We start from the raw sequence: 22,630 nt of genomic DNA, 5'->3' as shown, positions 1-22,630 counted from the left end.
TTACATTTGGTCAAACATCAAATCGCCGACAGGTCCTGCCATGCCCGCCTCCAGCCACTCGCACATTGCCTCACCCGATGCCCGTGACCGCCTGCTGGAAGCGGCCAGCAGCCTGTTTGCCAACCACGGCTACCAGGCCATCGGCCTGCGTGACCTGGCCAGCCACCTGGGCCTGCGCGCCGGTTCGCTCTACCACCATATCGAGAGCAAGCAGGGCCTGCTGTTCGAGCTGATCGAGTCGAGCCTGACCGACCTGCTGTATGAAACCCGACAATGCCTCAAAGGCGCCCGCTCCACCAGCGAGCGCTTGCCGTGTTTCGTCCAGGCGTTCGTCAGCTACAGCCAGGCCCACCCGGACAAGCTGATCTTGCTGACACGCGAAGCAGTGAACCTGAGCGAGGACCAGGCACGGCAAGTGGAGCTGCTGAAAAACGCCTATGCCAGCCTGCTCAGCGAGATCGTCGTTGCCGAATGCGGGTTATGCGGGCCGACCTCCGTACCGCGCGCCCGCTCCATTGCCCAGGCGGTGCTGAGCCTGCTGTGCGGGCAAGCGCACTGGGGCAGCATGACTGCGGCGCGGGAGCAGATGGTGGCGTTCGTGCAGGGCATCGTGTGCACGGGCAAGGTCCGGGAAATGCGTTAGCTCCGCTCAGGCTGCCGCTCCAGCTGGGCCAGCCAATACGCCACGTCCACCTCATCGATCTGCTCGCTGCGCAGGAAGCGCCGGGCGTACTCCAGGTACACCCCACTGCTGAGAAACAGCCGTAGCAGCTGCCCATCGACGTGCTGGTCGCGGGCCATGAACACCAGGATCTTCACCGACTCGGACAAGCTCTTCGCCGCCTTGTACGGACGGTCGGCGGCAGTCAGCGCCTCGAAGATATCGGCAATGGCCATCACCCGCTCGGCGATGCTCAGGTCGTCCCTGCCCAGTCGCCGCGGGTAGCCGCCGCCGTCCATCCGCTCGTGGTGATTGCCGGCGATGTCCGGCACGCGCCGCAGTTGGCGCGGGAACGGCAGCGAGGTGAGCATGATGATGGTCTGCACGATGTGTTCGTTGATCTTGAAGCGCTCTTCATCGTTCAACGTGCCACGGCGGATTGCCAGGTTGTAAAGCTCACCGTGGTTGCTGGCATTGGCCGGCAGGCGCATGTCGAAGCCCCAGACGTTGCGCGGGTCGTCCTTGGCCACCGGCGGCTTGCGTGGCCCCCAGGGCACCTGATGGTCGGGACGGTCAGCCAGCAACGGCTCTACTACCGGTAAGGGCTCCGGTGCGGCACCGGCATAGCGCTGCTCCTCATCGCGGGAAATGCCCAAGCGGTTGTCGAAGTAGCGCAGCCAACGGCGCTGGCCGATGCGCTGCAGGCGCTCGACATCCTCATCCTGCATGAACTCGCCGCCGATATTAGCCTTGGCGACGAAGGCGAACTCATCCTGCAGCTCGCCACGGTACTGCTCCAGCCAGCGTTGCAGCACCTGCTTGTCCTGCCCCGCTGCCAGGCCTTGCCAATAGGCCAGTTCGCCATCGCGCCAGAGCACTTCGAAACGCATGCGGATTTCGTGGATGCGATTGTACAGGGTCTCCAGCTTGGTCGCCTTGTCCACCACGTACTCAGGGCTGGTGACCTTGCCGCAGTCATGCAGCCAGGCGGCAATGTGGAATTCGTAGCGCTCGTCCTCGGTCATGTTGAAACCGGCATACGGGCCGCTGTCGGCCTGCACGGCCTTGTCCAGCAGCATCTGCGCCAGCTGCGGCACGCGCTCGCAATGGCCCCCGGTATAAGGGCTCTTGGCATCGATGGCATCGGCCAGCAGCTTGATCATCGACTCCAGCAGGCGCTTCTGGGCTTCGACCAGCTGGCGCGTCTCGATGGCCACGGCAGCGGCGCCGGACAATTCTTCGACGAAGCGGCGGAACGGCTCGCCCACATCGGCATTCTCGCCCCTCAATTCCAGGACGAGAATGCCGAGCTGGTCATGACCACGGTCCTTGAGCTCCACCGCGAGACTGCGCCCTCCCAGTGCAAGGCTCTGGGTAACTGCCGCAGCCAGGTCGCGATGATCGCCCTCGCCAACCGCCAGCGCTTCGGGATAGCCATCGCCTCGGCACGCAGCCGCCAGGCGCAGGCGGGCGCGGTCTTCTTCAAACAGGTATACCGCGCCTGCGCTGACTCCGGCAGCCTCCACCAGATGCGTCAGCACACCCTCGAGCATGCGCTCCAGCTGAGTCTCGCGGCTGAGTATCAGGGTCATCGCCTGGAAACTGCGGATGGTGCCGGACATGCGGCTCAGCACCCGGCTCAGCCCACGCACTTCGGACACCCGCGAGGCCACTCCGACTTCGCGGCTGAAGTCGAAGTCGGCCAGCCCCCGCACCTGCTCCGCCAGCTGGTGCAGCGGCCGACCGATGCGCTGACCGAGCCAGCCCCCCAGCAGCAAAAGCACGGCCATCAGTGCGGCGGTCCACAGAAGTTGTTCGAACAGCACCTTGCGCGCGCCGGCCAGCAGCTCATGTGCCGGCACCGCGATCAGCACCTGCAGGTCCTGCCCGGCCAGGGTAGTCAGTTGCACGCGCATGCCGAACCACTTGGCGCCCTCGACCTGATAGAGCTGTGGTCGTGTGCCCTGGGGCAGGTCGCTGTAGACCTGCTGCAAGCTGGGCACGCCCAGTTCGGCGATTCGCGACAGGCGCACGGTCTGGCCCTCGTGGATGATGACCCGCTGCAAGTCTGGGTATGCCACCACGTTGCTCTGGTCGTCGACCACGGCAATTTCGGTGCCCGGGGTCATGCGCAAGTCACGGGTTTCGCTGGCCAGGTCGTTGACCGAGACATCCATGCCGAGCACCGCCGCGCCGTCGACACTGCGCTGGGCCATGGTCATGCCGATCTCGCGGGTGGTGAAGAACACATAGGGGTGGGTCAGGACGGTACCGGCTTGCGCGGAAGCTTCGACGAACCAGGGCCGTGTGCGTGGATCGTAGTGATAGTCCGGCATGGCCTGGGTCTTGAGCAGGCTCAGGGCCTGGTCATAGAAGCGCCATTCCCCCGACATCGTCCCACCGCCGCCCAGGCTGACGCTCTGCACCAGGAAGTGACTGCCCGCAGGCGCGGCAAAACGCTCCAGCAACTGCGGGTCGCGCAAGCGGCGCACCAGCAGGAACTCGCCATTGGGATAACCGACGTAGGCGGCGCTGAGCATTTTGTTGGCATTCAGGCTTTCAACCAGCTGCGGCAGGCGCTCCAGGCGCTGCTGCAGGTTGTTGGCGACAGGGTTGAAGGCCAGCAGGCGGATGCTGCTCTGTGCGGGGTCGACCAGGCGCCGAGCCCGCTCGTCGATGGTCTTGCCGACTTGTTGCGCGGCGTCGCCGGCAGCGGCCACCAAGGCCTGACTGATACCTCTGTAGCCCTGCCAGGCCAGGCCGGCGCCGAGCAGGAGCATGCCGAGCATGATGGCCAGGGCTATCAGCCATTGCAGGGAAATTCCACGACCGGCGTTACTCATGGCTGCTCTCTCCATGAACGCTCGATACATACCCTGTCCGCCCGCAGGCGACCTGCCGACTCGGCAGCACGACCCAGCAACACGCAGACCATCCGCAGCATTCCTTATGTGGCGACTTCAACAGTGTAATCAGTCGAGACAAACATGCCGGGCGCAAGCGGCACACTGGCAGCTGGGCATGCTAGATAGTGGCACATGGCTACTTTCAAACTCAATCATCGGCCATGTCCGGCTTGGCCTTTGTGTAGGAGCGGCCTTGTGTCGCGAAAGGGCTGCGCAGCGGCCCCAGCAATCGTGAATGAAGAAAAATCTCTGAATTCACTCCATTTTTAAAGTCTCGTATTGCCCCATTTTTTATTCGAATTCAGAAAACCTTTATCCCCTGTTATTTCACAAATTTAAAAGCCCCGTGCTTTAGCAACTTTTCCTACAACACTTTAGGAAAGGGAAAATTTCACAACGAATTGATTCCTCGCTAGTTTTCTTGTTTCAGCTTAATTGCAAAGGCTGACTTCAAATTCTATCCAGAACTGCAGTTCGAGCGCGGCCAGCTGTTAGACGAGGACTTCCCGTGAGTATCACTCAAGACATTGCCAATGCAGTCGCTGAAGTCGACTTCCTTCTGACCCCCTGTAAAGCCTGCCAGCGCCAGGGCCTTCCCATCCTGCCCCTGCGCCACGCCGTGGTCCCCGATACCCGCCCCGGCAGCGACCCCGCCACGCAAACCCGGATGGGCCTGCGCACCTTGCGCAGCGGCTACCTCTACGTGCTGCTCGACCAACGCATCTGGCACGCCTACGAAGTCACCGCGCAAGGCCACCTGCGCCGCTTCAATCCTTACGAGCCAATACCCGGGCCACCACCGTCCCTGCCCGAACGCTGCGTGCATCAGGACCACGACCTCCCCTCGTCCTTCCTCAACATCGACACCAACAGCTACGGCTCGGCCTGGCTGGCCTTTTCCAGCGATCCCTGGCCGGTCAGCGTGCTGCAGGCCTACAAGTGTGGCCAGGCGCCTGCACATCGCTTCGAGGGGCTGGACCTGATCCAAGCGCGCAAACAACCCGAACTGCTGGGCCTGGCCATGACTCCTGACAACCTCCAGGTTGACCGTCAGGTGTTCGAATACGCCCAGCAGTTGAACGGACCGTTCGACAGCGCCCATGGTTTTCACAGCCGCTTCCTGCGCAAGACCGCCCTGCGCGGTTACGTGGTCAACGCCATGGCCCGCCACCAATTGGAAAACGGCGTGCTGGCAGTGGTACTCGACGACACCGTTGGCCTGATCCAGGAGTACAACCATCAGCGCCTGAACTGGGTGGTCAAGCGCCAGGCCTGGCGTGAGGACCCGCTACACGCTTACCAGCTGCAGACGTCGCAAATTCTGCAGATCATCCGCGCGACTCAGCGCGAATGGGCGGCGCAGGAAGTGCCGACGCTCGAACCACAGTTCAGAAACCGGCCACCGGTGTTCAGCGACCCCGAGGTCGTACGCCAGCGCATCATCGAGAAGCGCCAGCGCGAGAGCGATGAAAAACTCGAGGAACGCTATGACGAACCCCGGCGCGCGGCGTTCCAAGCCGAGTACGAACAAGAGGAAGCCCGCTTCCAGGCCTATATCGACCGGCATGCCGGTACCTACACGGAACTCTGCGAGAGCGCGGCCTTCGCTCTCATCGAACGTCACGACTACGATGGCCGGGACCGAGAATCGGGCATCGCCTACAGCAAGACCATGGCCGCCTGCCTGGCGGGCGGGATCACCGAGGCGGTCCAAGCAGGTGCGAAGCCGTCCCCGCCAGCGCCCGGCACCAGCGAAGCACTGTGGCTGAAATGGCTGCAGGCCCCGAACAGCCCGCCCTACCGCGCCTTGCTGCTGCGCGACCAGGCACTGCTAGCCGCCCTGCTACCCAGCTTCTCGTCGACCGAGCCGAACCAGTGGAACGACAGCGAAAAGCTCTACTCCGCCCTTAGCAAGTTCATCACCAGTGAAGACTTCGGCCTGCAGATACGCGATTCGCTCAAGCAGGCCATCACCGAGCTGCAGGGCGCAGTCAATGCCGCCAGCCAGCGCCTGCAGGCGCAGCTCGACCCTGGCATCCAGCACGTCGTGCGCCACCTGAACAGTGCCAGCCAACGGGTCTACAACGGCGTACACCTGATCGAGCTGCAGGTGCAGATGAAGCTGGGCGAGTACTACGCCTTGCAGAGTGCCCATCTGCGTGAACTGCAGAACCGCGCCAGCGAGAAACTGGCCAAGGCGCGGGCAGGGATGATGCCGGACCTCGAAGACGTGAAGGCCGGTGTTTTCAAACCGATGGCCAAGGTCAAGCCGATCATCCAGACCGGGCTGCTGAGCCTTGCGGTACTCGACCCGAAGATTGCACACCAGGTGATCCCGGTCAGCGTCTGGGTCGAGGGCACGGCGTACGAGCTGCAAGAGCGTTTGGCCAGGGAGGTGAAGCTGAATGTCAATCAACTGAATGACGCCGCACAGATGGCGTTGGTGGAGATCAAGGTGGCGGCAGGGACGCTGGAACTGGATGCGCAAAAGGCACTGAACGGCATGAGGATCAGTGCGCAACAGGCATCGCGGTTGGTACGTGACAGTTTCACTGGACTACAAGGCACGGGAAAAAGCTGGGAGTTGCTGCTTTCGCTTGGCGGGCTTTACTTGATGAGCGACAGTCTTGAAAAGAACCTTAAAATATCGGAGGAGGAAATTGGCCCGAAGTCAAATGAGGCCATGATAGCCCTTTACGGATCGAGCTTAGGCCTTCTTGGCGGGGGAGTTGAGTTACTTGGTTTATTGATGCCGCACAGAGCGAGCATAGAAAATAAATTCACCATGGGTCGCACAATTGCAAGAACCGGGGCGATCATCAGCGCTATCACCGGACTATTTGATTCAACCCAGTCATTCATTGCAATGAGGCGTAGCAGCACTTCCGGAGACGAAACTTCATACAAATGGTATAGACGCGCTTTCATCGCAGGCACATTCAGCACCGTATTCTCAACCGCAGCCGTATTTTACCCAATCATGATTGGCCCTTTAGGAATCGCTATTGCCCTCGGCTTTTTCACGTACGCCCTAATAAAAGAGGCTACAGATAACGAATCAACACCTCTGGAGCGGTGGGCTAGGCGCTGCTATTTTGGCATCGCCAACGAATCACCACGAATCCATTGGGACTCTCCAAGCTATGCGGATATCGCATTTTCCGAGTTGAATGCCTGCACGCTGGGCCTGACCAGCGGACTAACATTCGAAACGTTGAGAGCAGACCACGCAGCAAGCTCTAAAATTGGCGGCCTTGTCAACCTTGAAACTAAAACAACATTGAAATTCAAAATCTTTCTTCCTCAATTCGTAGAAAGCACCTCCAGCTACGATTGGGCCTTAATAGTTCATCGCTTTGGAGACGGAAATCCACCAAACCACACAGGAGGCGAAGTAGTTGCAAGCGAACAGCATTTTGCTCCTTCCATGACCACAACAACCCTAAGCCACTCTTCTCTGGAGCCTTCGAAACGCCCTAGAATCCCGGACTACAGAGCAGATACCATTAAAATAGAACACAGCTACCAGGAGCTTCCAAAGCCCAACAACAACCAAATTTTAAAAATCATCACCGGACGTGTAGAGCTCATCCCTGACATTGGAAGACACAACATTATGTCAGCCACCCTTGTTACTGCTTACTGGCCGGACCGAAACATCCAAAATGCTGTCGCAGAAGTAAAAATTCAGGAGGAAAAACCATGACCCTCCCGCATCGCGGACTTGGCTGGAAGTACGACCTACCCTCTCCAGGCGAACCCGTTGTTCCGCAATCAATTTGCAAAAAACTGGACCCTCCACCAAATCAAATCAGTCAGAGCCACCTTGAGATCCCGAGAGCAACACTAAAGCTTAGGGGATACTGGATCACTATCGGACCTATCTTGCTTCTACTAGTCACATTAGAAACAGTTTTCGCAATATTTTATGACTTTAACTCAGCACCTGATATTGATATCGCTCTTGCGGTCGTAACGCTGACCCTATTCATCGGCTCATTTTTTCTAGTCACCCCCTTCATTCGTTTAGAGCTGGAACTTCCACGCGACGAGCCTATCCGTTTCAACAGGCACCGGCGAAAAGTTTATTTCTACCAATACCGAATGGACCGTCTCAACCCGTTCGGCCGCAAAAACTGGGGGGTTAAACCGATCGCCTACGATTGGGAGAATCTCACTGCCGAAGTTTATCGATTTTATGCACCCATGGGCCATGGCGGCCTAAAGGAAGAAGTCCGAATTTCTGTTCACAAGCCCGGAACCAATGAAATAGTTGATCGTTTTTTCTTCACCGACGACATCGAACAAGGTAAGCAATATTGGAATACAGCAAGATTATTCATGCAGCAAGGGCCCGAAGCACTACCCGAATTCGTCAATCCGCCTTGGGACTGGAATGATGGAATCCACTCCAACCCATTCGATCAACGCGCCCCAAAAGTCGATTGGCCAGCCGAAATGGACTTGGAATCCCGCACTTCCCCCGCTCAAGCAGAGCAACCATGAACCCAGCCATACTCGTCGGAGCCAGCAAAGGCGGAAATCCTTGGCCTCCCCTTCCCTACCCGTTAAAATCCCCCGCGGGTGCTAGCTGCAAGGTGCAGTGATGCAGGTTAAAGAACAGTGCAGGTCGGGCCGCCTGCAGGAGTTCTTGCGCCTATGCAAAAAACCACATTGACCCGCGCCCAGCGCCTGGCCCAACGCGCCTTCGCCAATTTCGAGCGTTTCCTGCACATCGAAGCGGTCAGCGGTATCGTCCTGCTGATCAGCGCCGTTGCTGCCCTGATCTGGGCCAACTCTCCAGCCGCCGCCAGCTACGACGCCCTCTGGCACACTCCGATCAGCTTCGGCATCGGTTCGCTGAGCTTCTCCCAGTCCCTGCACTTCTGGATCAACGATGGCCTGATGACCATCTTCTTCCTGGTGGTGGGCATGGAGATCCGTCGCGAAATCCACGAAGGTGCGCTATCCAGCCTGCGCCAGGCCACGCTGCCGATGGCTGCCGCAGTGGGCGGCGTCGCCGTCCCCGCACTGATCTACCTGGCCTTCGGCCATGCGCCGGCCGAACAGCAAGGCTGGGCCGTGCCGACCGCTACCGACATTGCCTTCGCGGTTGGCGTGCTGGCCCTGCTGGGCAAGTCGATCCCGTCCAACATCCGCGTGTTCCTGCTGGCACTGGCGATCATCGATGACATCATCGCCGTGCTGATCATCGCCATCTTCTATTCCGGTGGCCTCGACTACAGCGGCTTCGGCGTGGCCGCCATCGGCCTGCTGCTGGTGGTCGGGCTGCAGAAGATCGGCATTGGTTCGGCCTGGGCCTATATCATCCCCGGCGCCATCACCTGGGTCGGCATGCTTATGACCGGTGCGCACCCAACCTTGGCCGGCGTGATCCTCGGCCTGATGACCCCAGTGGTCGCCATGCCCTTGGGCGAGCGCCCGGTCGATGCGATTTCGCGGTTCACTCACGACCTGCTGGGCCGGGCCAAGACGCCCGAGTCGGACACCGGCGACCTGATCGATCCGCTCAAGCGCCTGCGCCTGGCGCAACGCGAGCTGGTGGCCCCGGTAACCCGTGTGGGCGGCGCCCTGCACCCTTGGGTGGCCTACGCGATCATGCCGCTGTTCGCCCTGGCCAACGCCGGTGTGGGTCTATCGGGCATCGACCTTTCCGCTTCGGGGCCACACTGGGTGATGACGGCCGTGGCCGTGGCCCTGGTGGTCGGCAAGCCCGTGGGCATCATCGGCGTCAGCTGGCTGATGGTGCGTCTGGGCTGGTGCAGCCTGCCGGCGCAGGTCAACTGGCGCGGCATTACCCTGATCGGTCTGCTGGCCGGTATCGGCTTCACCATGTCGATCTTCATTGCCAACCTGGCCTACAGCGACCCGGCCTCGCTGGGTGCAGCCAAGCTCGGCGTGCTGTCGGGCTCGGTGATCGCGGCCGTGCTGGGTCTCGCCTGGGGTGTCACGGGCCTGCGCAAAGGCCCCAGCAAGGCGCCCGTGCAAGCGGGTTGACGCCAACCGGGGTCTGCGGGCCCCGGCATTTTTATGTATACAAAAATTTCAAACTTTGCTTACATGCATGCCTGTGCGCCTACGACACCGGCCAACGTCGCTGCGTATTGCGCCAGGCATGAGCCATGCAAGCTTCCCTGCAACACACCCCCAAGACCCTCCTGGTCAGGAACGCCGCACTGTTGGTCACCATGGACGGCGAACGCCGCGAGATCAGAGGCGGCGGCCTGTACATCGAAGACAATATGATCAAGCAGGTCGGCCCCAGCGATACGCTGCCACAGCACGCCGACGTGATCCTCGACATGGCCGGCAAGGTGGTCATCCCGGGCCTGGTCAACACCCACCACCACATGTACCAGAGCCTCACCCGCGTGGTGCCGGCGGCACAGGACGGTGAGCTGTTCAACTGGCTGACCAACCTGTATCCGATCTGGGCCCGGCTGACCCCGGAAATGATCTCGGTTTCGACCCAGACGGCCATGGCCGAGCTGATCCTGTCGGGCTGCACCACCTCCAGCGACCACCTGTACATCTACCCCAACGGCTGCAAGCTCGACGACAGCATCCAGGCTGCCGGCGAGATCGGCATGCGTTTCCATGCCGCCCGCGGCAGCATGAGCGTGGGCCGCAGCCAGGGCGGCCTGCCGCCTGATTCGGTGGTGGAGAAGGAAAGCGACATCCTCAAGGAGTCGCAGCGCCTGATCGAGGACTACCACGACGCCAGCCATGGTTCGATGCTGCGCGTGGTGGTAGCGCCCTGCTCGCCGTTCTCGGTCAGCCGCGACCTGATGCGCGAAGCCGCGGTGCTGGCGCGCAACTACGGCGTATCGCTGCACACCCACTTGGCCGAGAACGTTAACGACATCGCCTACAGCCGCGAGAAGTTCGGCATGACCCCGGCCGAATACGCCGAAGACCTCGGCTGGGTCGGCCATGACGTGTGGCACGCCCACTGCGTGCAGCTCGACCAGCACGGCATCGAGCTGTTCGCCCGCACCGGCACCGGTGTCGCCCACTGCCCCTGCTCGAACATGCGCCTGGCCTCCGGTATCGCGCCGATCCGCAAGATGCGCGACCACGGCGTACCGGTGGGCCTGGGTGTCGATGGTTCGGCCTCCAACGACGGCGCCAGCATGATCGGCGAGGTGCGCCAGGCACTGCTGCTGCAGCGTGTGGGCTTTGGCCCGGACGCGATGACCGCCCGCGAAGCCCTGGAAATCGCCACCCTGGGCGGTGCCAAGGTGCTCAACCGCAACGACATCGGCGCCCTGGCGCCGGGCATGATCGCCGACTTCGTCGCCTTCGACCTGGGCCACGTGGCCTATGCCGGCGCCCTGCATGACCCATTGGCGGCCCTGGTGTTCTGCACCCCGACCCACGTTGATACCAGCGTGATCAACGGCCGCGTGGTGGTGCAGGATGGCCGTATCACCACCATCGACCTGCCCCGCGTGCTGGAACGCCACAACCAGCTGGCCTACCAGCTCGTCAGCGGCGAATGACCTGAACCACCCCGGCCGCCGCGCTCGCAAGAGCGCGGCGCGCCTGGCTGCGCCCTGTAACCCGCGCTGCGGTTACACCTGTTGTACCGAAATGCGACTGAATCCGTGCAGTTAGACGCGTAACAAAAACAAAAGCGAGCTACTCACCATGACTTCTCCCGCTACACCTCGTCCGGAGGACGAGAACCTCGGCATTGGCGCCAACTTCGCCTACGGCCTGCAGCATGTGCTGACCATGTATGGCGGCATGATTGCCGTGCCGTTGATCATCGGCCAGGCTGCCGGCCTGTCACCGGCCGATGTCGGCATGCTGATTGCTGCCTCATTGTTCGCCGGGGGCCTGGCGACCTTGCTGCAGACACTCGGCATCCCGTTCTTCGGCTGCCGCCTGCCGCTGGTCCAGGGGGTGTCTTTCGCCAGCGTGGCGACCATGGTTGCGATCATCGGCAATGACGGCACCAACGGCCTGCAGGTGGTGTTCGGCGCGGTGATCGTGTCGTCACTGATCGGCCTGCTGATCACCCCGCTGTTCTCGCGCATCATCCAGTTCTTCCCGCCACTGGTGACCGGCATCGTCATCACCACCATCGGCCTGACCCTGATGCCGGTGGCCGCGCGCTGGGCCATGGGCGGCAACAGCCAGGCGGCCGACTTCGGCAGCACCGCCAACATCAGCCTGGCCGCGTTCACCCTGGCCTGCGTGCTGTTGCTGAGCAAGCTGGGCAGCGCCAGCCTGTCGCGCCTGTCGATCCTGCTGGCGATGGTCATCGGTACCCTGGTGGCCATGGCATTCGGCATGGCGGATTTCTCCCGGGCGCTGGACGGCCCTTCGGTGGCACTGCCCGAGGTGCTGCACTTCACCCCCGAGTTCCAGCTGGCGGCGATCCTGTCGATGCTGATCGTCATCATGGTGACCATGGTCGAAACCTCGGCGGACATCCTCGCCGTGGGCGAGATCATCGGCACCGACGTCAATGCCCGGCGCTTGGGCAACGGCCTGCGTGCAGACATGATCTCCAGCGCCCTGGCCCCCCTGTTCGGCTCGTTCACCCAGAGCGCCTTCGCGCAGAACGTCGGCCTGGTGGCGGTGACCGGGGTCAAAAGCCGCTATGTGGTCGCCAGCGCCGGTCTGATCCTGGTCACCCTCGGCCTGCTGCCGGTGATGGGCCGGCTGGTGGCCGCAGTGCCGACCGCCGTGCTCGGCGGCGCCGGAGTGGTGCTGTTCGGCACCGTCGCGGCCAGCGGCATCCGTACCCTGGCCCAGGTGGACTACCGCAACAACATGAACCTGATCATCGTCGCCACCTCGATCGGCTTCGGCATGATCCCGATTGCCGCACCGGGCTTCTACCACCAATTCCCGAGCTGGTTCGAGACCATCTTCCACTCCGGCATCAGCTCGTCGGCGATCATGGCGATCCTGCTCAACCTGCTGTTCAACCACCTGCGCGCCGGCAACTCCGACCAGCAGTCGGTGTTCGTCGCCGCCAGCGAGCGGACCCTGCGCTACCACGACGTAGCCTGGCTCAACGAAGGCGACTTCTTCCGCGATGGCAAGCTGTTTGACTGTGACGGCAAGGAAGTGCCAATCATCGAAGTGGATGAGGCCCACGGGCATGCTCCGGCAGCGGCCAGAAAACAGGCAGAGCACGCTCACTGACCGGCAAACCTGAAACCACATGAACAAATCTTCATGTTGGCCGTTAACGCCCTGATGGTGGGGTGGATGCTCGATCCGGGGCTGTGACCGGGGCGCGTTTGCCTTGAGGCGGGGGGCGGGGTTGCGTAGCATCGCCGGCCCCGGGGCCGCTGGGCGGCCCATTCGCGGGACAAGCCCGCTCCTACAGGTGATCGCGTTTTCCTGTAGGAGCGGGCTTGCCCCGCGAACGAGGGCGAAGCCCTCGCCTGCCGAATCCGCTACTGCACAGAGCCCCCATGCCGCAACCGATCCCCCTCAAGGACCACGAAAAGGAAAAACACCTGGTCAACCGCCGGCTCCTGGCCTGCGCCGCCCTGGTGTTCAGCCTGTGCGCCGTCCTCGTGGGCAGGCTCTATGTGCTGCAGGTACTGCAGCACGACCAGCAGAGCGCGGTTTCGGAAAACAACCGCGTGCACATCCTGCCCATCGCCCCCGAACGCGGGCTGATCTACGACCGCAACGGCGTGGTGCTGGCCGACAACAAGCCCAGCTTCGACCTGACCATGACCCGCGAGCGCGCCGGTGACTCGGCCAAGGTGCTCGACAGCCTGGCGGAAATCCTCAGCCTCGGTGAAGACGACCGCAAGCAGTTCGACAAGGACCTGCGCCGCGGTCGCAAGCCGTTCGAGCCAGTGACCCTGATGGTGGGCCTGACCGAAGAACAGATCGCCCTGATCGCGGTCAACCAGTTCCGCCTGCCCGGCCTGGACGTCGAACCCCAGTTCATCCGCGAATACCCGCTGGCCGAACACTTTGCCCACTCGGTGGGCTACGTCGGGCGCATCAACGAAAAAGAAGCCAAGACCCTCGACAGCACCGAGTACCGTGGCACCCAGTCGATCGGCAAGACCGGCATCGAGCACTTCTACGAAGCCCAGTTGCACGGCCACGTCGGCTACGAAGAAGTGGAAACCAACGCCCAGGGCCGGGTGATGCGCGTGCTCAACCACAAGGACCCGATCCCCGGCAAGGACATCGTCCTCAGCATCGACTCGCACCTGCAGGTGGCCGCCGAAAAGGCCCTGGGCGACCGTCGCGGCTCGGTGGTGGTGCTCGACCCGGCCAACGGCGACGTGCTGGCGATGGTCAGCAACCCGAGCTTCGACCCCAACCTGTTCGTCAAAGGCATCAGCTTCAAGCAGTACGCCGCACTGCGCGACTCGATCGACCGGCCCCTGTTCAACCGCGTGCTGCGCGGCCTGTATGCACCCGGCTCGACGGTCAAGCCGGAAGTGGCCATCGCCGGCCTCGACAGTGGCGTGATCACCCCAGGCAGCCGGGTGTTCGACCCGGGCTACTACGAGCTGCCCAACTACGACCACAAGTACCGCAACTGGAACCACAGCGGCGATGGCTGGGTAGACATGTACACCGCCATCATGCGTTCCAACGACACCTACTTTTACGACCTGGCGCACAAGCTCGGCATCGACCGCCTGCACGACTACATGGCCGAGTTCGGCCTGGGCCAGAAGGTCTCGCTGGACATGTTCGAGGAGGCGCCCGGGCTGATGCCTTCGCAAGCCTGGAAGCGCGCTACCCGCCGCCAGGCCTGGTTCCCGGGCGAGACGCTGATCCTCGGCATTGGCCAGGGCTACATGCAGGTCACCCCGCTGCAGCTGGCCCAGGCCACCAGCCTGCTGGCCAGCAAGGGCGTGTGGCATCGCCCGCACCTGGCCATGACCGTGGGTGGCGAAACCCCGGTCGACCCCAACCCGATGCCTGATATCGTGCTGCACGACAAGCACGCCTGGGACCAGGTCAACGTCGGCATGCAGATGGTCATGCACGACCCGCGCGGCATCGCCCGCGCCGCCGCGGCGGGCTCACAGTACCGCATCGCCGGCAAGAGCGGCACGGCGCAGGTGGTGGCGATCAAGCAAGGTGAGCGCTACAACCGCAACAAGACCCTCGAACGGCATCGCGACAATGCCCTGTTCGTCGGTTTCGCCCCGGCCGACCACCCGAGCATGGTGGTGGCGGTGATGATCGAGAACGGCGAGGCCGGCGGCCGCGTTGCCGGGCCGGTGGTGCGCGAAGTCATGGATGCCTACCTGCTCGATGAGCAGGGCCATCTGAAGCCCCAATATGCCGGCACGCCGGCGGCAAAGGCGGTGCCACACACCTGAGGCGCAGGTGGAAACACTGCGGTCTCACATTGCTACATTTCGAAGCGCCATCACGGCGCTCGCCGCATGACGGGTGTGCTCCAAGCTGCCAAAACGCGTTAATTACCTCATTTATATCAATGCCTTACCTCGCATACAGGATGATCGCGGAGGTCTTCAGGCCTGTTTTTTGCTTGAATATTCAAGTGATTTGTAATGCAAGCCCAAAGACCTAGAGTTCGCCCGAGCGATCCACGTCAAGTTCTACTGCGTGAGGCATCCATGACCCCTGCAAGCCGCGTTTCCGACGACCACTTCCAGGCCTGGCTGAGCCAGGTCAATGAAGCCTGCGGCCATTTCAACGGCCGCAAGCTCGACCCCGGCTTCATCGGCCAGCTGGAAAAGTGCCAGGTCGGCCAGATCTCCATGAGCATCGTCGACATGACCCAGGTCAACCTGTTTCGTGGCCAGCGGGAAATCCGTGCCAGCAGTGCCGACCACTACTACGCCGTGCTGCAGATGGCAGGCACCTCGCGCATCGAGCACCAGGACGCCTGTATCGAACTGCAGGCCGGCGACCTGACCCTGATCGATGCCAGCACCCCGCTGGACATGCACTTCCACCAGCGCTCACGCCAGCTGTCGTTGATCCTCCCGCGCAGCCAGGTGCAAAGCGGCACCCGTGGCGTTGGCGTGGCCTGCGCCAGGCGGATCGAGGCCAGCACGCCCTTGGCCAGCATCGCCCGCCTGATGATGCTCGAAGCCGGCCGCACCTCGCACATGGCCAACCACGAAAGCCAGGCGGTGCTAGACGCCCTGATCACCGTGTTGCGCCCCGCCATTGCCCAGGACGCCATCCCGGGCAGCCACGAGCGCATGTTCCGCAAGGCCCTGGCGCTGATCGACCAGAACATCACCTGCGAAGGCCTTAGCCCCGAGTTCATCGCCCGCGAAGTGGGCATCTCGATGCGCAGCCTGTACCGCATCTTCGCCAAGCACGAACTGGTCATCGCCCAGTACATCCGCAACCGCCGCCTGGACTTCTGTGCCGAAAGCCTGCGTAACCCGGCCATGGACCAGAAAGTCTCGTCGCTGGGCTATGCCTGGGGCTTTTCCGACTCCAGCTACTTCAGCACCGCGTTCAAGAGCCGCTTTGGCATGACCCCCGGTGAATACCGCAAACGCCACGCCAACTGACACGCTGAGCAAACCCACGAAGGCCCCGCAACGGGGCCTTTTGCATTTGCGCCCTGCCGTCGCCTTGGCACAGCACCCAAATCAACTGGCAGCCAGCACAAAAGCCGGCTCCCGGGCTTCCTGCATGATCCTTGGCATGTCTTCGGAACTTCTGCCAAACCCATAACAAAGGAAGCCAGACCATGCACCACCGCCCGTTCCGTCTCACCCTGGCCGCAGTCTTGGCCGGGGTCTCGCTTGAGGCGTCCGCCCTGGAGCTCTACGGCGATGACGAGCGCCACCTCAATGCCAACGTGGAGGCCGTGTTCGGTGTGTTCCACAGCGAAGAAAGCTACGCCATCGCCCGCGACCAGCCCGGCTCCACCTCGTGGCGCGAGGGCTACGTCAAGTACGGCCTGAGCGGCGACCAGCGCCTGGGTGGCAGCGGCTCGCTGTACGGCGCCTTCGCCCTGCTCAGCTCCGGAACCTGGGGCGATGGCGACGCCGCGGGCTTCAGTGACGGCAGCGAGCGCACCACCAAGATCGAGGATGCCTACCTGGGCTGGAAGTCCGGCAACCTGGTGCCAGCGCTGGGCGAGGACGGCATCGACCTGTCATTCGGCAAGCAGATGGTCGCGGTCGGTGACGGCTTCCTGATCCAGGGCGACTCGCTCAACGTGGGCCACGGCCTGGCCGATGGCCAGTTCAACCGCGGCGGCGCCTACTACCTGGCGGCGCGCAAGAGCTTCGACAAGACCGCCGTGCTGCGCCTGGGCGGCAAGCAGGGCTGGCGCAGCGACCTGATGTGGTTGCAGTCGGACAACCGCGCCCAGGCCAAGACCGAAATGCACGTTGCCACTCTGGAGCACGTGGCCGATGCCGGCACGGTCGGCCTGACCTACATCGACACCACCCACGTCGACAAGGAGTTTGCCTCGCCGCAGCAGCTGGAACGCGACGGCATGAAGACCTACAGCCTGCGCGGCCAGGGCAATGCCGGGGTGGAGAACCTGTTCCTGTCCGGCGAGTACGCCAAGCAGGACAAACCACACACCGCCACCGAGGATGCCTGGTACCTGGAAGCCGGCTGGACCTTCGCCGACGTGCCGTGGCAACCGAACATCAGCTACCGCTACAGCCGCTTCTCCGAAGGCTATGACACCTTGTTCTACGGGCTGGGCCGCGGCCTGGGCACCTGGTTCCAGGGTGAAGTGGCCGGCAACTATGCCGGGCCGTTCAACAGCAATGCGCGGATTCAGAAAGTGGGGCTGACGGTGAGCCCGACCCAGTCGCTCAACGTCGGACTGCTGGGGTTCAAGTTCGACACCCTCGACCGCAGCCTGGGCAATGCCGACGGGCATGAAGTGGATCTGTATGCGGAGTGGACGATCAACGAGCACCTGATGATCGTGCCGCTGGTGGGCTTGTACCAGCCGGATCGCAGTGCGGAGCAAGGCGGGACGCAGCTGGGCAATGACAACCGCAACCTGTATAGCCAGGTGGTGTTCGTCAGTACCTTCTGAGCCGACTTCTTCGCGGGCACGCCCGCTCCCACAGGTACTGCACAGCTCACGAAACCAGTGCAGTACCTGTGGGAGCGGGCGTGCCCGCGAAGAAGCCAGCCCGGATTACCGCTCAGGCACCGGCAACGGCGCTTCACTGTTCCAGGCCGTCACGGGCCGGCTGAACAGGTTCTCGGTCTGGAAATGCGCCATCCGCCACTGCCCTTCTTCCTGCGCGAATCGCACCGTCAGGCGCGCCGCATTCAAGTGCGAGGCGCCATCGGCAAAGGTGCTGGTCTGCAGCATCACCCAACGCCCCAGCCCCTGCCCGCCGTCCACTTGGATGACCTCGCTGGTCAGGAAATGTACGTTCAAGGCAAAGTGCGCCGGGGTCTTCATGTAGGTGGCGAACATCGCCCGGATCGCCTCACGCCCCCGATAGCCGCCAAAGCTCGCGGCATACTTGGCGCCCTTGCCTTCCCACAGGGCCTCGCAGGTGAACAGCCCGGCCAGCTCGTCCAGCGGGGTGCTGGCGTCAAGCTGGTCGCACAGCTCCATGTAGCGGTTGATGCACACGCGAATGGCCTGCTGATCTTCGAAGCGTTGCAGGCGGGCCTGCAGTTCATGGATATCGGTCATCGCCACCTCAGTACAGGTTCAGCAGCAAGCGCTCGGCCACCGCCAGCAGCTTCTCGTCGGCGCCCTTGGCCCCCACAAGTTGCAGCCCGACCGGCAGGCCGGCTTCGCTGCCCAAAGGGATACTCAGGGCCGGGTGCCCCGACAGGTTGAATGGCCGCACCAGCGAGGTCATGCCCAGCACCGCCCGGGTATCGGCGGCGTCTTCCAGGCGCAGCGGGAAGTCCGGCAGGGTCGGCAGCGCCAGCACATCGTAGCTGGCCAGGGCCTGGTCGACTTCGGCGGTGAAGCGCCGACGCACCTCTTCGGCTTCGGCCAGCGCGGTGTCGCTGGTCTGCCCCGCCGCAGCCAGGCGCCCGGCGATATCGGCACCGACCTTGCCGGTTTCCAGCAGATGACCGCAGCCCGCGAAGGTTTCACGGTTGATCACCACCATGCCGGCCTCGTAGGCCGCGCCGAAATGCTTGAGCTCGACATTGCCAAGCGCCAGGCCGCTGGCCGTCAGGGCGCCCTGCACCACCTTGTGGATCGCCGCCTCGGCAGTGACCCGCAGCACGCCGATTCGGGCCCTGGCCGGGACCTGCGCCGGGGTGAAGGTCGGGTCGATCATGGTCATCGCCCGCACCAGCATCGGCAGGCTCGCGGCAAACGGGCCGACGCAGTCGAGGCTGGTGTGTGCCGGCATCACGCCTTTGCGGCTGACCCGGCCAAAGGTCGGCTTGAAGCCGAACACACCGCAGCAGCAAGCCGGCACACGCACCGAGCCACCGGTGTCGGTGCCCAGGCTGAAGTCGGCCAGGCCTGCAGCCACCGCTGCCGCCGAACCGCTGGACGAGCCACCCGGAATGCGCCCGGGAAAGCGTGGGTTGGCCGCTGTGCCGGTGTAGTGGTTGATGCCGGTGGTACCGAACGCCAGTTCATGCAGGCTGACCTTGCCGGTCAGGCGCACGCCGTTGGCCAGCAACTGGCTGACCACTTCGGCATGCCGTTCGGCCAGCGGCGCATGCTCCAGCGCCTGGCTGCTGGCGCGGGTCGCGGTACCGGCGACGTCGATGGTGTCCTTGACCACGACCCGGGGGCCGCTGCCGCCCAGATCAAGGGTTTCTACTATGATTGTCATTTTCGTGGAGCCCTTTTCAAGAATGGATGCCGGACCGTGGCCCAGCCATGAACATGCGTGTCAATTAGTGGAAATGTCAACTGAACATTCCCGTAATTCCTGGCACGGTTGCGGTGGTCAAATGCGCGGAAAGGTCTATGATGTCGCGACTATTTCCGCACAAGTAGTGAATCGATGAGCATTTCGAAAAACAAAGGCCACAGCCATCACGACCCGGCCAGCGATGAATTTCGCAAGGAAGATTTCCCCTTCTACTGGCTGGCCCGTGTGCACGGCCGTTACACCCAGAACATGGAACGTCTGCTGAAGAAGGTCGACCTCGACGTGCCGCGCTGGCGCGTGCTGTGGATCCTCAACGAGAACGGTAAATCGAGCATTTCCGAGATCTCCACCCACGCCATCGCCAAGCTGTCGACCATCACCAAGATCGTCTACCGCATGAAGGAAGATGGCCTGGTCGACACCGCGCCCAGCCCTGAAGACGGGCGCGTGACCCAGGTGCGCATCACCGAGGTCGGCCTGCAGAACATCGAACGCATGCAGGACGTGACCCGCGAACTGTTCCAGCGCAGCTTCAAGGGGCTGACCGAGGCGCAGGTGCAGCGGTTGAACAAGATGCTGGAAGTGGTGTTCCACAACCTCGAGACCTTGTAAATCGTTAGATCGCCGGGGCCGCTGTGCGGCCCTTTCGCGACACAAGGCCGCTCCTACAGAAGAGCGCGATCCCTGTAGGAGCGGCCTTGTGTCGCGAAAGGGCTGCACAGCAGCCCCCGTTTCAGCAGGCTTTAGAAGATTCACAGACCCGGTGATAGGCCCGGTTGAAATACACCAGCCCGTCATCAGCGCCGCCGTGGCGGATGTCCTGGATTTCGCAGTAGAAGATGCTGTGCGAACCCACCTCATGCACCTGGGCAATCCGGCAATCGAAGTTCACCAGGGCTTCCTGCATCACCGGTGCGCCACTCTCCAGCACTGTCCAGTCGGTAACGGCAAAACGCTCGTCCATGTTCAGGTTGCGGTTGGCAAACGCCCCCGACAGTTCCTGGTGGGTGCCGGCCAGCACGTTCACGCACAGTGCGCCATTGGCCTTGAACTGCTCGTTGGAATACGAGGCGCGGTTCATGCACACCAGCAAGGTGGGTGGCGAGTCGGTCACGCTGCACACCGCCGAGGCGGTGAAGCCGAAGCGGCCGGCGGGGCCATCGGTGGTGATGACCGATACGGCGCCACCGAGCAGCGCCATTGCGTTGCGAAATTGCGATACGTCAACCATGGTCATGCTCCTCAGATATCCAGCACCAGCTTGTTCGACTTGGCCCGCGAACAGCACACCAGGATCTGGTCGTTCGCGGCCTTTTCTTCATCGGTCAGGTACACATCGCGATGGTCCGGCTCGCCTTCGAGCACTTCGCACATACAGGTGCCGCACACGCCCTGCTCGCACGAGATGTCGATCTTGATGCCCACTTGCGCCAGGGCGTCGAGAATGCTCTGGCCCTCGGCGACCTGCACGGTCTTGTTGCTGCGCGCGGCGACCACTTCGAAGCCTGCGCCGCTGGCGTCGACCTCGACCTGGAAGTACTCCTTGTGGATGTGATCCTCGCTGTAGCCTTGCTGGCGCGCGCCGGCGATCACCCAGTCCATGAAACCCGAAGGGCCGCAGGTGTACATGTGGGTGCCGGGCGTGCCGCTGCCGAGCACGTCCGCCAGGTTCAACCGCTGGCCCGCATCCTCGTCGTCGAAGTGGGTGAACACCCGAGCGGCGAACGGTGCGCTGGCCAGGGCATCGAGGAAGGCGCTGCGGCTGCGCGAGCGCCCGCAGTAATGCAGTTCGAACTCGGCGCCCTGCTGGTGCAGGGCGTGGGCCATGGCGATCATCGGCGTGATGCCGATGCCGCCACCCAGCAGGATCGAACGGTGGGCATCGGCCGCCAGCGGGAACAGGTTGCGCGGGGTGCTGATCTGCACCGCGTGCCCTTCCAGCAGGGTGTCGTGCACGCTCACCGAGCCACCGCGGGAAGCCGGGTCTTTCAACACGCCCAGGCGATACACCGAGGCATCGGCCGGGTCGCTGCACAGCGAATACTGGCGCACCAGGCCCGGGGCGACATGGATGTCCACATGCGCGCCCGCCTCGAAGGCCGGCAGCGCCGCACCATCGGCCCGGCCCAGATCGAGCACGACCACGTCGGCCCCTTGGATCTCGCGCTTGCGCACGACTACGTTCAACAGTTGTTCATTCATGGCCGGTGTCCCGCCTAACAGAGGGGCGCGTGGGCGCCCCGGAAAATATCAACGCATGAACAGGCCGCCGTTCACGTCCCAGGTCGCCCCGGTGGTGAAGTAGGCCTCGGGCCGCGCCAGTTGCACGATCAGGTCGCCCAGAAAATCCGCATCGCCCAGGCGCTGCACCGGAATGTTCGCCAGCAGGCCCTGCATGCGCTCGGCCGGCACCGCGGCGTGTACCGCAGGCGAGTCGATCGGGCCAGGGGCGACGGCATTGACGGTGACGCCACGGGCGGCGAATTCCTTGGCGAAGATCTTGGTCAGGGTGACGATTGCGCCCTTGCTCGCCGCGTAGTGCGCGCCAGTGGCGGTGCCGCCGTTCTGCCCGGCCAGCGAGGCCATGTTGATGATCCGCCCGTAGCCGGCTTCGGCCAGGTGCGCGCCGAGTACCTGGCAGCCGAGGAACACGCTGCGCAGGTTGAGGCCGACCACGGCGTCGAACTCTTCGGGGCTGATCTGCATCAGCGGCGTGGTCTTGGTCACGGCGGCGTTGTTGACCACCACGTGCAGGGCGCCGAAGTGCTCCAGCACCTGGGCCAGTGCCTGTTCGAAGTCGGCCTTGCTACCGACGTCGAGCTTGACTGCCAAAGTGCGGCCACCCAGCTGTTTGGCGGTGGCCTGGGCCAGCGCCAGGTCACGGTCCGAGACCACCACATCGAAGCCTGCGGCAAGCAGCCGGGCGCAGAAGCGCTGGCCCAGTCCCTGGCCGGCGCCGGTTACCAATGCGACTTGGTTCATGGCATGCACCTCAGAGGATGTAGCCGATGCCGGCGAGGGCATCGTCGCTGTTGATCAGGCTGATCACCTTGCGGTGGATCTTGAAGCCACCCTCGGCGCGGACCAGGGTGTAGGTCAGGTCGGCGCTGTAGTGCTTGAGGCTTTCCTTGCGGAACTCGCGGATGTTCTGTGCAGCACGCACCGTGACGTTGACGCCATCGTCGTTGAGCACGCGAAAGCGCGAAATCGTGCGCACAGTCCGCGGTTGCGGGCTAGTGGAAATCGACTCGCCACCG

General features: G+C 63.0%; 17 protein-coding genes. 10 read left to right on the top strand and 7 right to left on the bottom strand.

Features of this window, described 5'->3' with window-relative positions:
- Positions 1 to 40: 40 nt before the first annotated feature.
- Positions 41 to 643 carry a TetR/AcrR family transcriptional regulator gene (locus ACLEJU_RS21450; protein WP_435424358.1) on the top strand — a complete coding sequence of 201 codons (603 nt, stop codon included), beginning with the start codon at positions 41 to 43 and terminating at the stop codon, positions 641 to 643.
- On the opposite strand, the gene ACLEJU_RS21445 is transcribed toward ACLEJU_RS21450, so the two are convergent.
- Positions 640 to 3,504, bottom strand: coding sequence for an HD domain-containing phosphohydrolase (locus tag ACLEJU_RS21445; RefSeq protein WP_435424357.1), 2,865 nt, complete (start codon positions 3,502 to 3,504; stop codon positions 640 to 642). The two genes, ACLEJU_RS21450 and ACLEJU_RS21445, sit on opposite strands and share 4 nt — an antisense overlap.
- Before the next feature lie 571 nt (positions 3,505 to 4,075).
- Between ACLEJU_RS21445 and ACLEJU_RS21440 the strand changes: the two genes are divergently transcribed.
- The 8 genes from ACLEJU_RS21440 (at position 4,076) to ACLEJU_RS21405 (ending at position 17,596) form a co-directional block, all read left to right on the top strand.
- The gene (locus tag ACLEJU_RS21440) at positions 4,076 to 7,273 is read left to right on the top strand and encodes a T6SS effector BTH_I2691 family protein (protein WP_435424356.1); all 3,198 of its coding nucleotides are present in this window, start codon (positions 4,076 to 4,078) and stop codon (positions 7,271 to 7,273) included.
- The gene (locus ACLEJU_RS21435) at positions 7,270 to 8,073 is read left to right on the top strand and encodes a DUF6708 domain-containing protein (protein ID WP_435424355.1); all 804 of its coding nucleotides are present in this window, start codon (positions 7,270 to 7,272) and stop codon (positions 8,071 to 8,073) included. Before ACLEJU_RS21440 ends, ACLEJU_RS21435 begins: the two co-directional genes overlap by 4 nt.
- Before the next feature lie 153 nt (positions 8,074 to 8,226).
- The gene (gene nhaA, locus ACLEJU_RS21430) at positions 8,227 to 9,585 is read left to right on the top strand and encodes a Na+/H+ antiporter NhaA (protein WP_435424354.1); all 1,359 of its coding nucleotides are present in this window, start codon (positions 8,227 to 8,229) and stop codon (positions 9,583 to 9,585) included.
- Positions 9,586 to 9,710: 125 nt separating this feature from the next.
- Positions 9,711 to 11,090 carry an 8-oxoguanine deaminase gene (locus tag ACLEJU_RS21425; protein ID WP_435424353.1) on the top strand — a complete coding sequence of 460 codons (1,380 nt, stop codon included), beginning with the start codon at positions 9,711 to 9,713 and terminating at the stop codon, positions 11,088 to 11,090.
- Positions 11,091 to 11,238: 148 nt separating this feature from the next.
- On the top strand, positions 11,239 to 12,750 hold the full coding sequence (locus ACLEJU_RS21420) for a nucleobase:cation symporter-2 family protein (RefSeq protein WP_435424352.1): 1,512 nt from the start codon (positions 11,239 to 11,241) through the stop codon (positions 12,748 to 12,750).
- A gap of 275 nt (positions 12,751 to 13,025) precedes the next feature.
- Positions 13,026 to 14,918, top strand: a complete 1,893-nt coding sequence (gene mrdA / locus ACLEJU_RS21415) for a penicillin-binding protein 2 (RefSeq protein WP_294335365.1) — start codon at positions 13,026 to 13,028, stop codon at positions 14,916 to 14,918.
- A gap of 261 nt (positions 14,919 to 15,179) precedes the next feature.
- Entirely contained in the window at positions 15,180 to 16,094 is a 915-nt protein-coding gene (gene feaR / locus ACLEJU_RS21410) for a transcriptional regulator FeaR (protein WP_435424351.1), read from the top strand.
- A 182-nt stretch (positions 16,095 to 16,276) separates the two neighbouring features.
- Positions 16,277 to 17,596, top strand: a complete 1,320-nt coding sequence (locus ACLEJU_RS21405) for a hypothetical protein (RefSeq protein ID WP_435424350.1) — start codon at positions 16,277 to 16,279, stop codon at positions 17,594 to 17,596.
- A 105-nt stretch (positions 17,597 to 17,701) separates the two neighbouring features.
- Here ACLEJU_RS21405 and ACLEJU_RS21400 read toward each other — a convergent pair whose 3' ends face one another.
- Both ACLEJU_RS21400 and ACLEJU_RS21395 read right to left on the bottom strand, forming a co-directional pair.
- The gene (locus tag ACLEJU_RS21400) at positions 17,702 to 18,214 is read right to left on the bottom strand and encodes a nuclear transport factor 2 family protein (RefSeq protein ID WP_435424349.1); all 513 of its coding nucleotides are present in this window, start codon (positions 18,212 to 18,214) and stop codon (positions 17,702 to 17,704) included.
- 7 nt (positions 18,215 to 18,221) lie between these two features.
- Positions 18,222 to 19,331, bottom strand: a complete 1,110-nt coding sequence (locus ACLEJU_RS21395; RefSeq protein ID WP_435424348.1) for an amidase — start codon at positions 19,329 to 19,331, stop codon at positions 18,222 to 18,224.
- A 174-nt stretch (positions 19,332 to 19,505) separates the two neighbouring features.
- Between ACLEJU_RS21395 and ACLEJU_RS21390 the strand changes: the two genes are divergently transcribed.
- Positions 19,506 to 19,985: a MarR family winged helix-turn-helix transcriptional regulator gene (locus ACLEJU_RS21390; protein WP_435424347.1), complete on the top strand. Its 480-nt coding sequence runs from the start codon at positions 19,506 to 19,508 to the stop codon at positions 19,983 to 19,985.
- Positions 19,986 to 20,106: 121 nt separating this feature from the next.
- Here ACLEJU_RS21390 and ACLEJU_RS21385 read toward each other — a convergent pair whose 3' ends face one another.
- The 4 genes from ACLEJU_RS21385 to ACLEJU_RS21370 form a co-directional block, all read right to left on the bottom strand.
- A complete protein-coding gene (locus ACLEJU_RS21385; protein ID WP_110638223.1) occupies positions 20,107 to 20,604 on the bottom strand; it encodes a flavin reductase in 498 nt (165 codons plus the stop codon).
- Between the two features lie 11 nt (positions 20,605 to 20,615).
- Complete coding sequence (locus ACLEJU_RS21380) at positions 20,616 to 21,575, bottom strand: PDR/VanB family oxidoreductase (RefSeq protein ID WP_435425681.1); 960 nt, start codon at positions 21,573 to 21,575, stop codon at positions 20,616 to 20,618.
- A 48-nt stretch (positions 21,576 to 21,623) separates the two neighbouring features.
- On the bottom strand, positions 21,624 to 22,355 hold the full coding sequence (locus ACLEJU_RS21375; RefSeq protein ID WP_435425680.1) for an SDR family NAD(P)-dependent oxidoreductase: 732 nt from the start codon (positions 22,353 to 22,355) through the stop codon (positions 21,624 to 21,626).
- A 10-nt stretch (positions 22,356 to 22,365) separates the two neighbouring features.
- A partial coding sequence (locus ACLEJU_RS21370; RefSeq protein WP_440776745.1) for an aromatic-ring-hydroxylating dioxygenase subunit beta occupies positions 22,366 to 22,630 on the bottom strand: 265 nt, incomplete at its 5' end.

Origin of the sequence: Pseudomonas sp. SMN11 (genome assembly GCF_052041945.1) — a bacterium.
Lineage (GTDB): Bacteria > Pseudomonadota > Gammaproteobacteria > Pseudomonadales > Pseudomonadaceae > Aquipseudomonas.
Note: the sequence above shows the minus strand (reverse complement) of the source record. Positions and strands in the feature narration are given on the sequence as shown.

Coding starts and splice junctions, on each gene's coding strand:
- ACLEJU_RS21380 (WP_435425681.1), bottom strand. CDS start 21,575: ATGAATGAACAACTGTTGAACGTAGTCGTGCGCAAGCGCGAGATCCAA.
- feaR (WP_435424351.1), top strand. CDS start 15,180: ATGACCCCTGCAAGCCGCGTTTCCGACGACCACTTCCAGGCCTGGCTG.
- ACLEJU_RS21445 (WP_435424357.1), bottom strand. CDS start 3,504: ATGAGTAACGCCGGTCGTGGAATTTCCCTGCAATGGCTGATAGCCCTG.
- ACLEJU_RS21435 (WP_435424355.1), top strand. CDS start 7,270: ATGACCCTCCCGCATCGCGGACTTGGCTGGAAGTACGACCTACCCTCT.
- ACLEJU_RS21375 (WP_435425680.1), bottom strand. CDS start 22,355: ATGAACCAAGTCGCATTGGTAACCGGCGCCGGCCAGGGACTGGGCCAG.
- ACLEJU_RS21405 (WP_435424350.1), top strand. CDS start 16,277: ATGCACCACCGCCCGTTCCGTCTCACCCTGGCCGCAGTCTTGGCCGGG.
- ACLEJU_RS21425 (WP_435424353.1), top strand. CDS start 9,711: ATGCAAGCTTCCCTGCAACACACCCCCAAGACCCTCCTGGTCAGGAAC.
- ACLEJU_RS21390 (WP_435424347.1), top strand. CDS start 19,506: ATGAGCATTTCGAAAAACAAAGGCCACAGCCATCACGACCCGGCCAGC.
- ACLEJU_RS21395 (WP_435424348.1), bottom strand. CDS start 19,331: ATGACAATCATAGTAGAAACCCTTGATCTGGGCGGCAGCGGCCCCCGG.
- nhaA (WP_435424354.1), top strand. CDS start 8,227: ATGCAAAAAACCACATTGACCCGCGCCCAGCGCCTGGCCCAACGCGCC.
- ACLEJU_RS21400 (WP_435424349.1), bottom strand. CDS start 18,214: ATGACCGATATCCATGAACTGCAGGCCCGCCTGCAACGCTTCGAAGAT.
- ACLEJU_RS21385 (WP_110638223.1), bottom strand. CDS start 20,604: ATGGTTGACGTATCGCAATTTCGCAACGCAATGGCGCTGCTCGGTGGC.
- mrdA (WP_294335365.1), top strand. CDS start 13,026: ATGCCGCAACCGATCCCCCTCAAGGACCACGAAAAGGAAAAACACCTG.
- ACLEJU_RS21450 (WP_435424358.1), top strand. CDS start 41: ATGCCCGCCTCCAGCCACTCGCACATTGCCTCACCCGATGCCCGTGAC.
- ACLEJU_RS21420 (WP_435424352.1), top strand. CDS start 11,239: ATGACTTCTCCCGCTACACCTCGTCCGGAGGACGAGAACCTCGGCATT.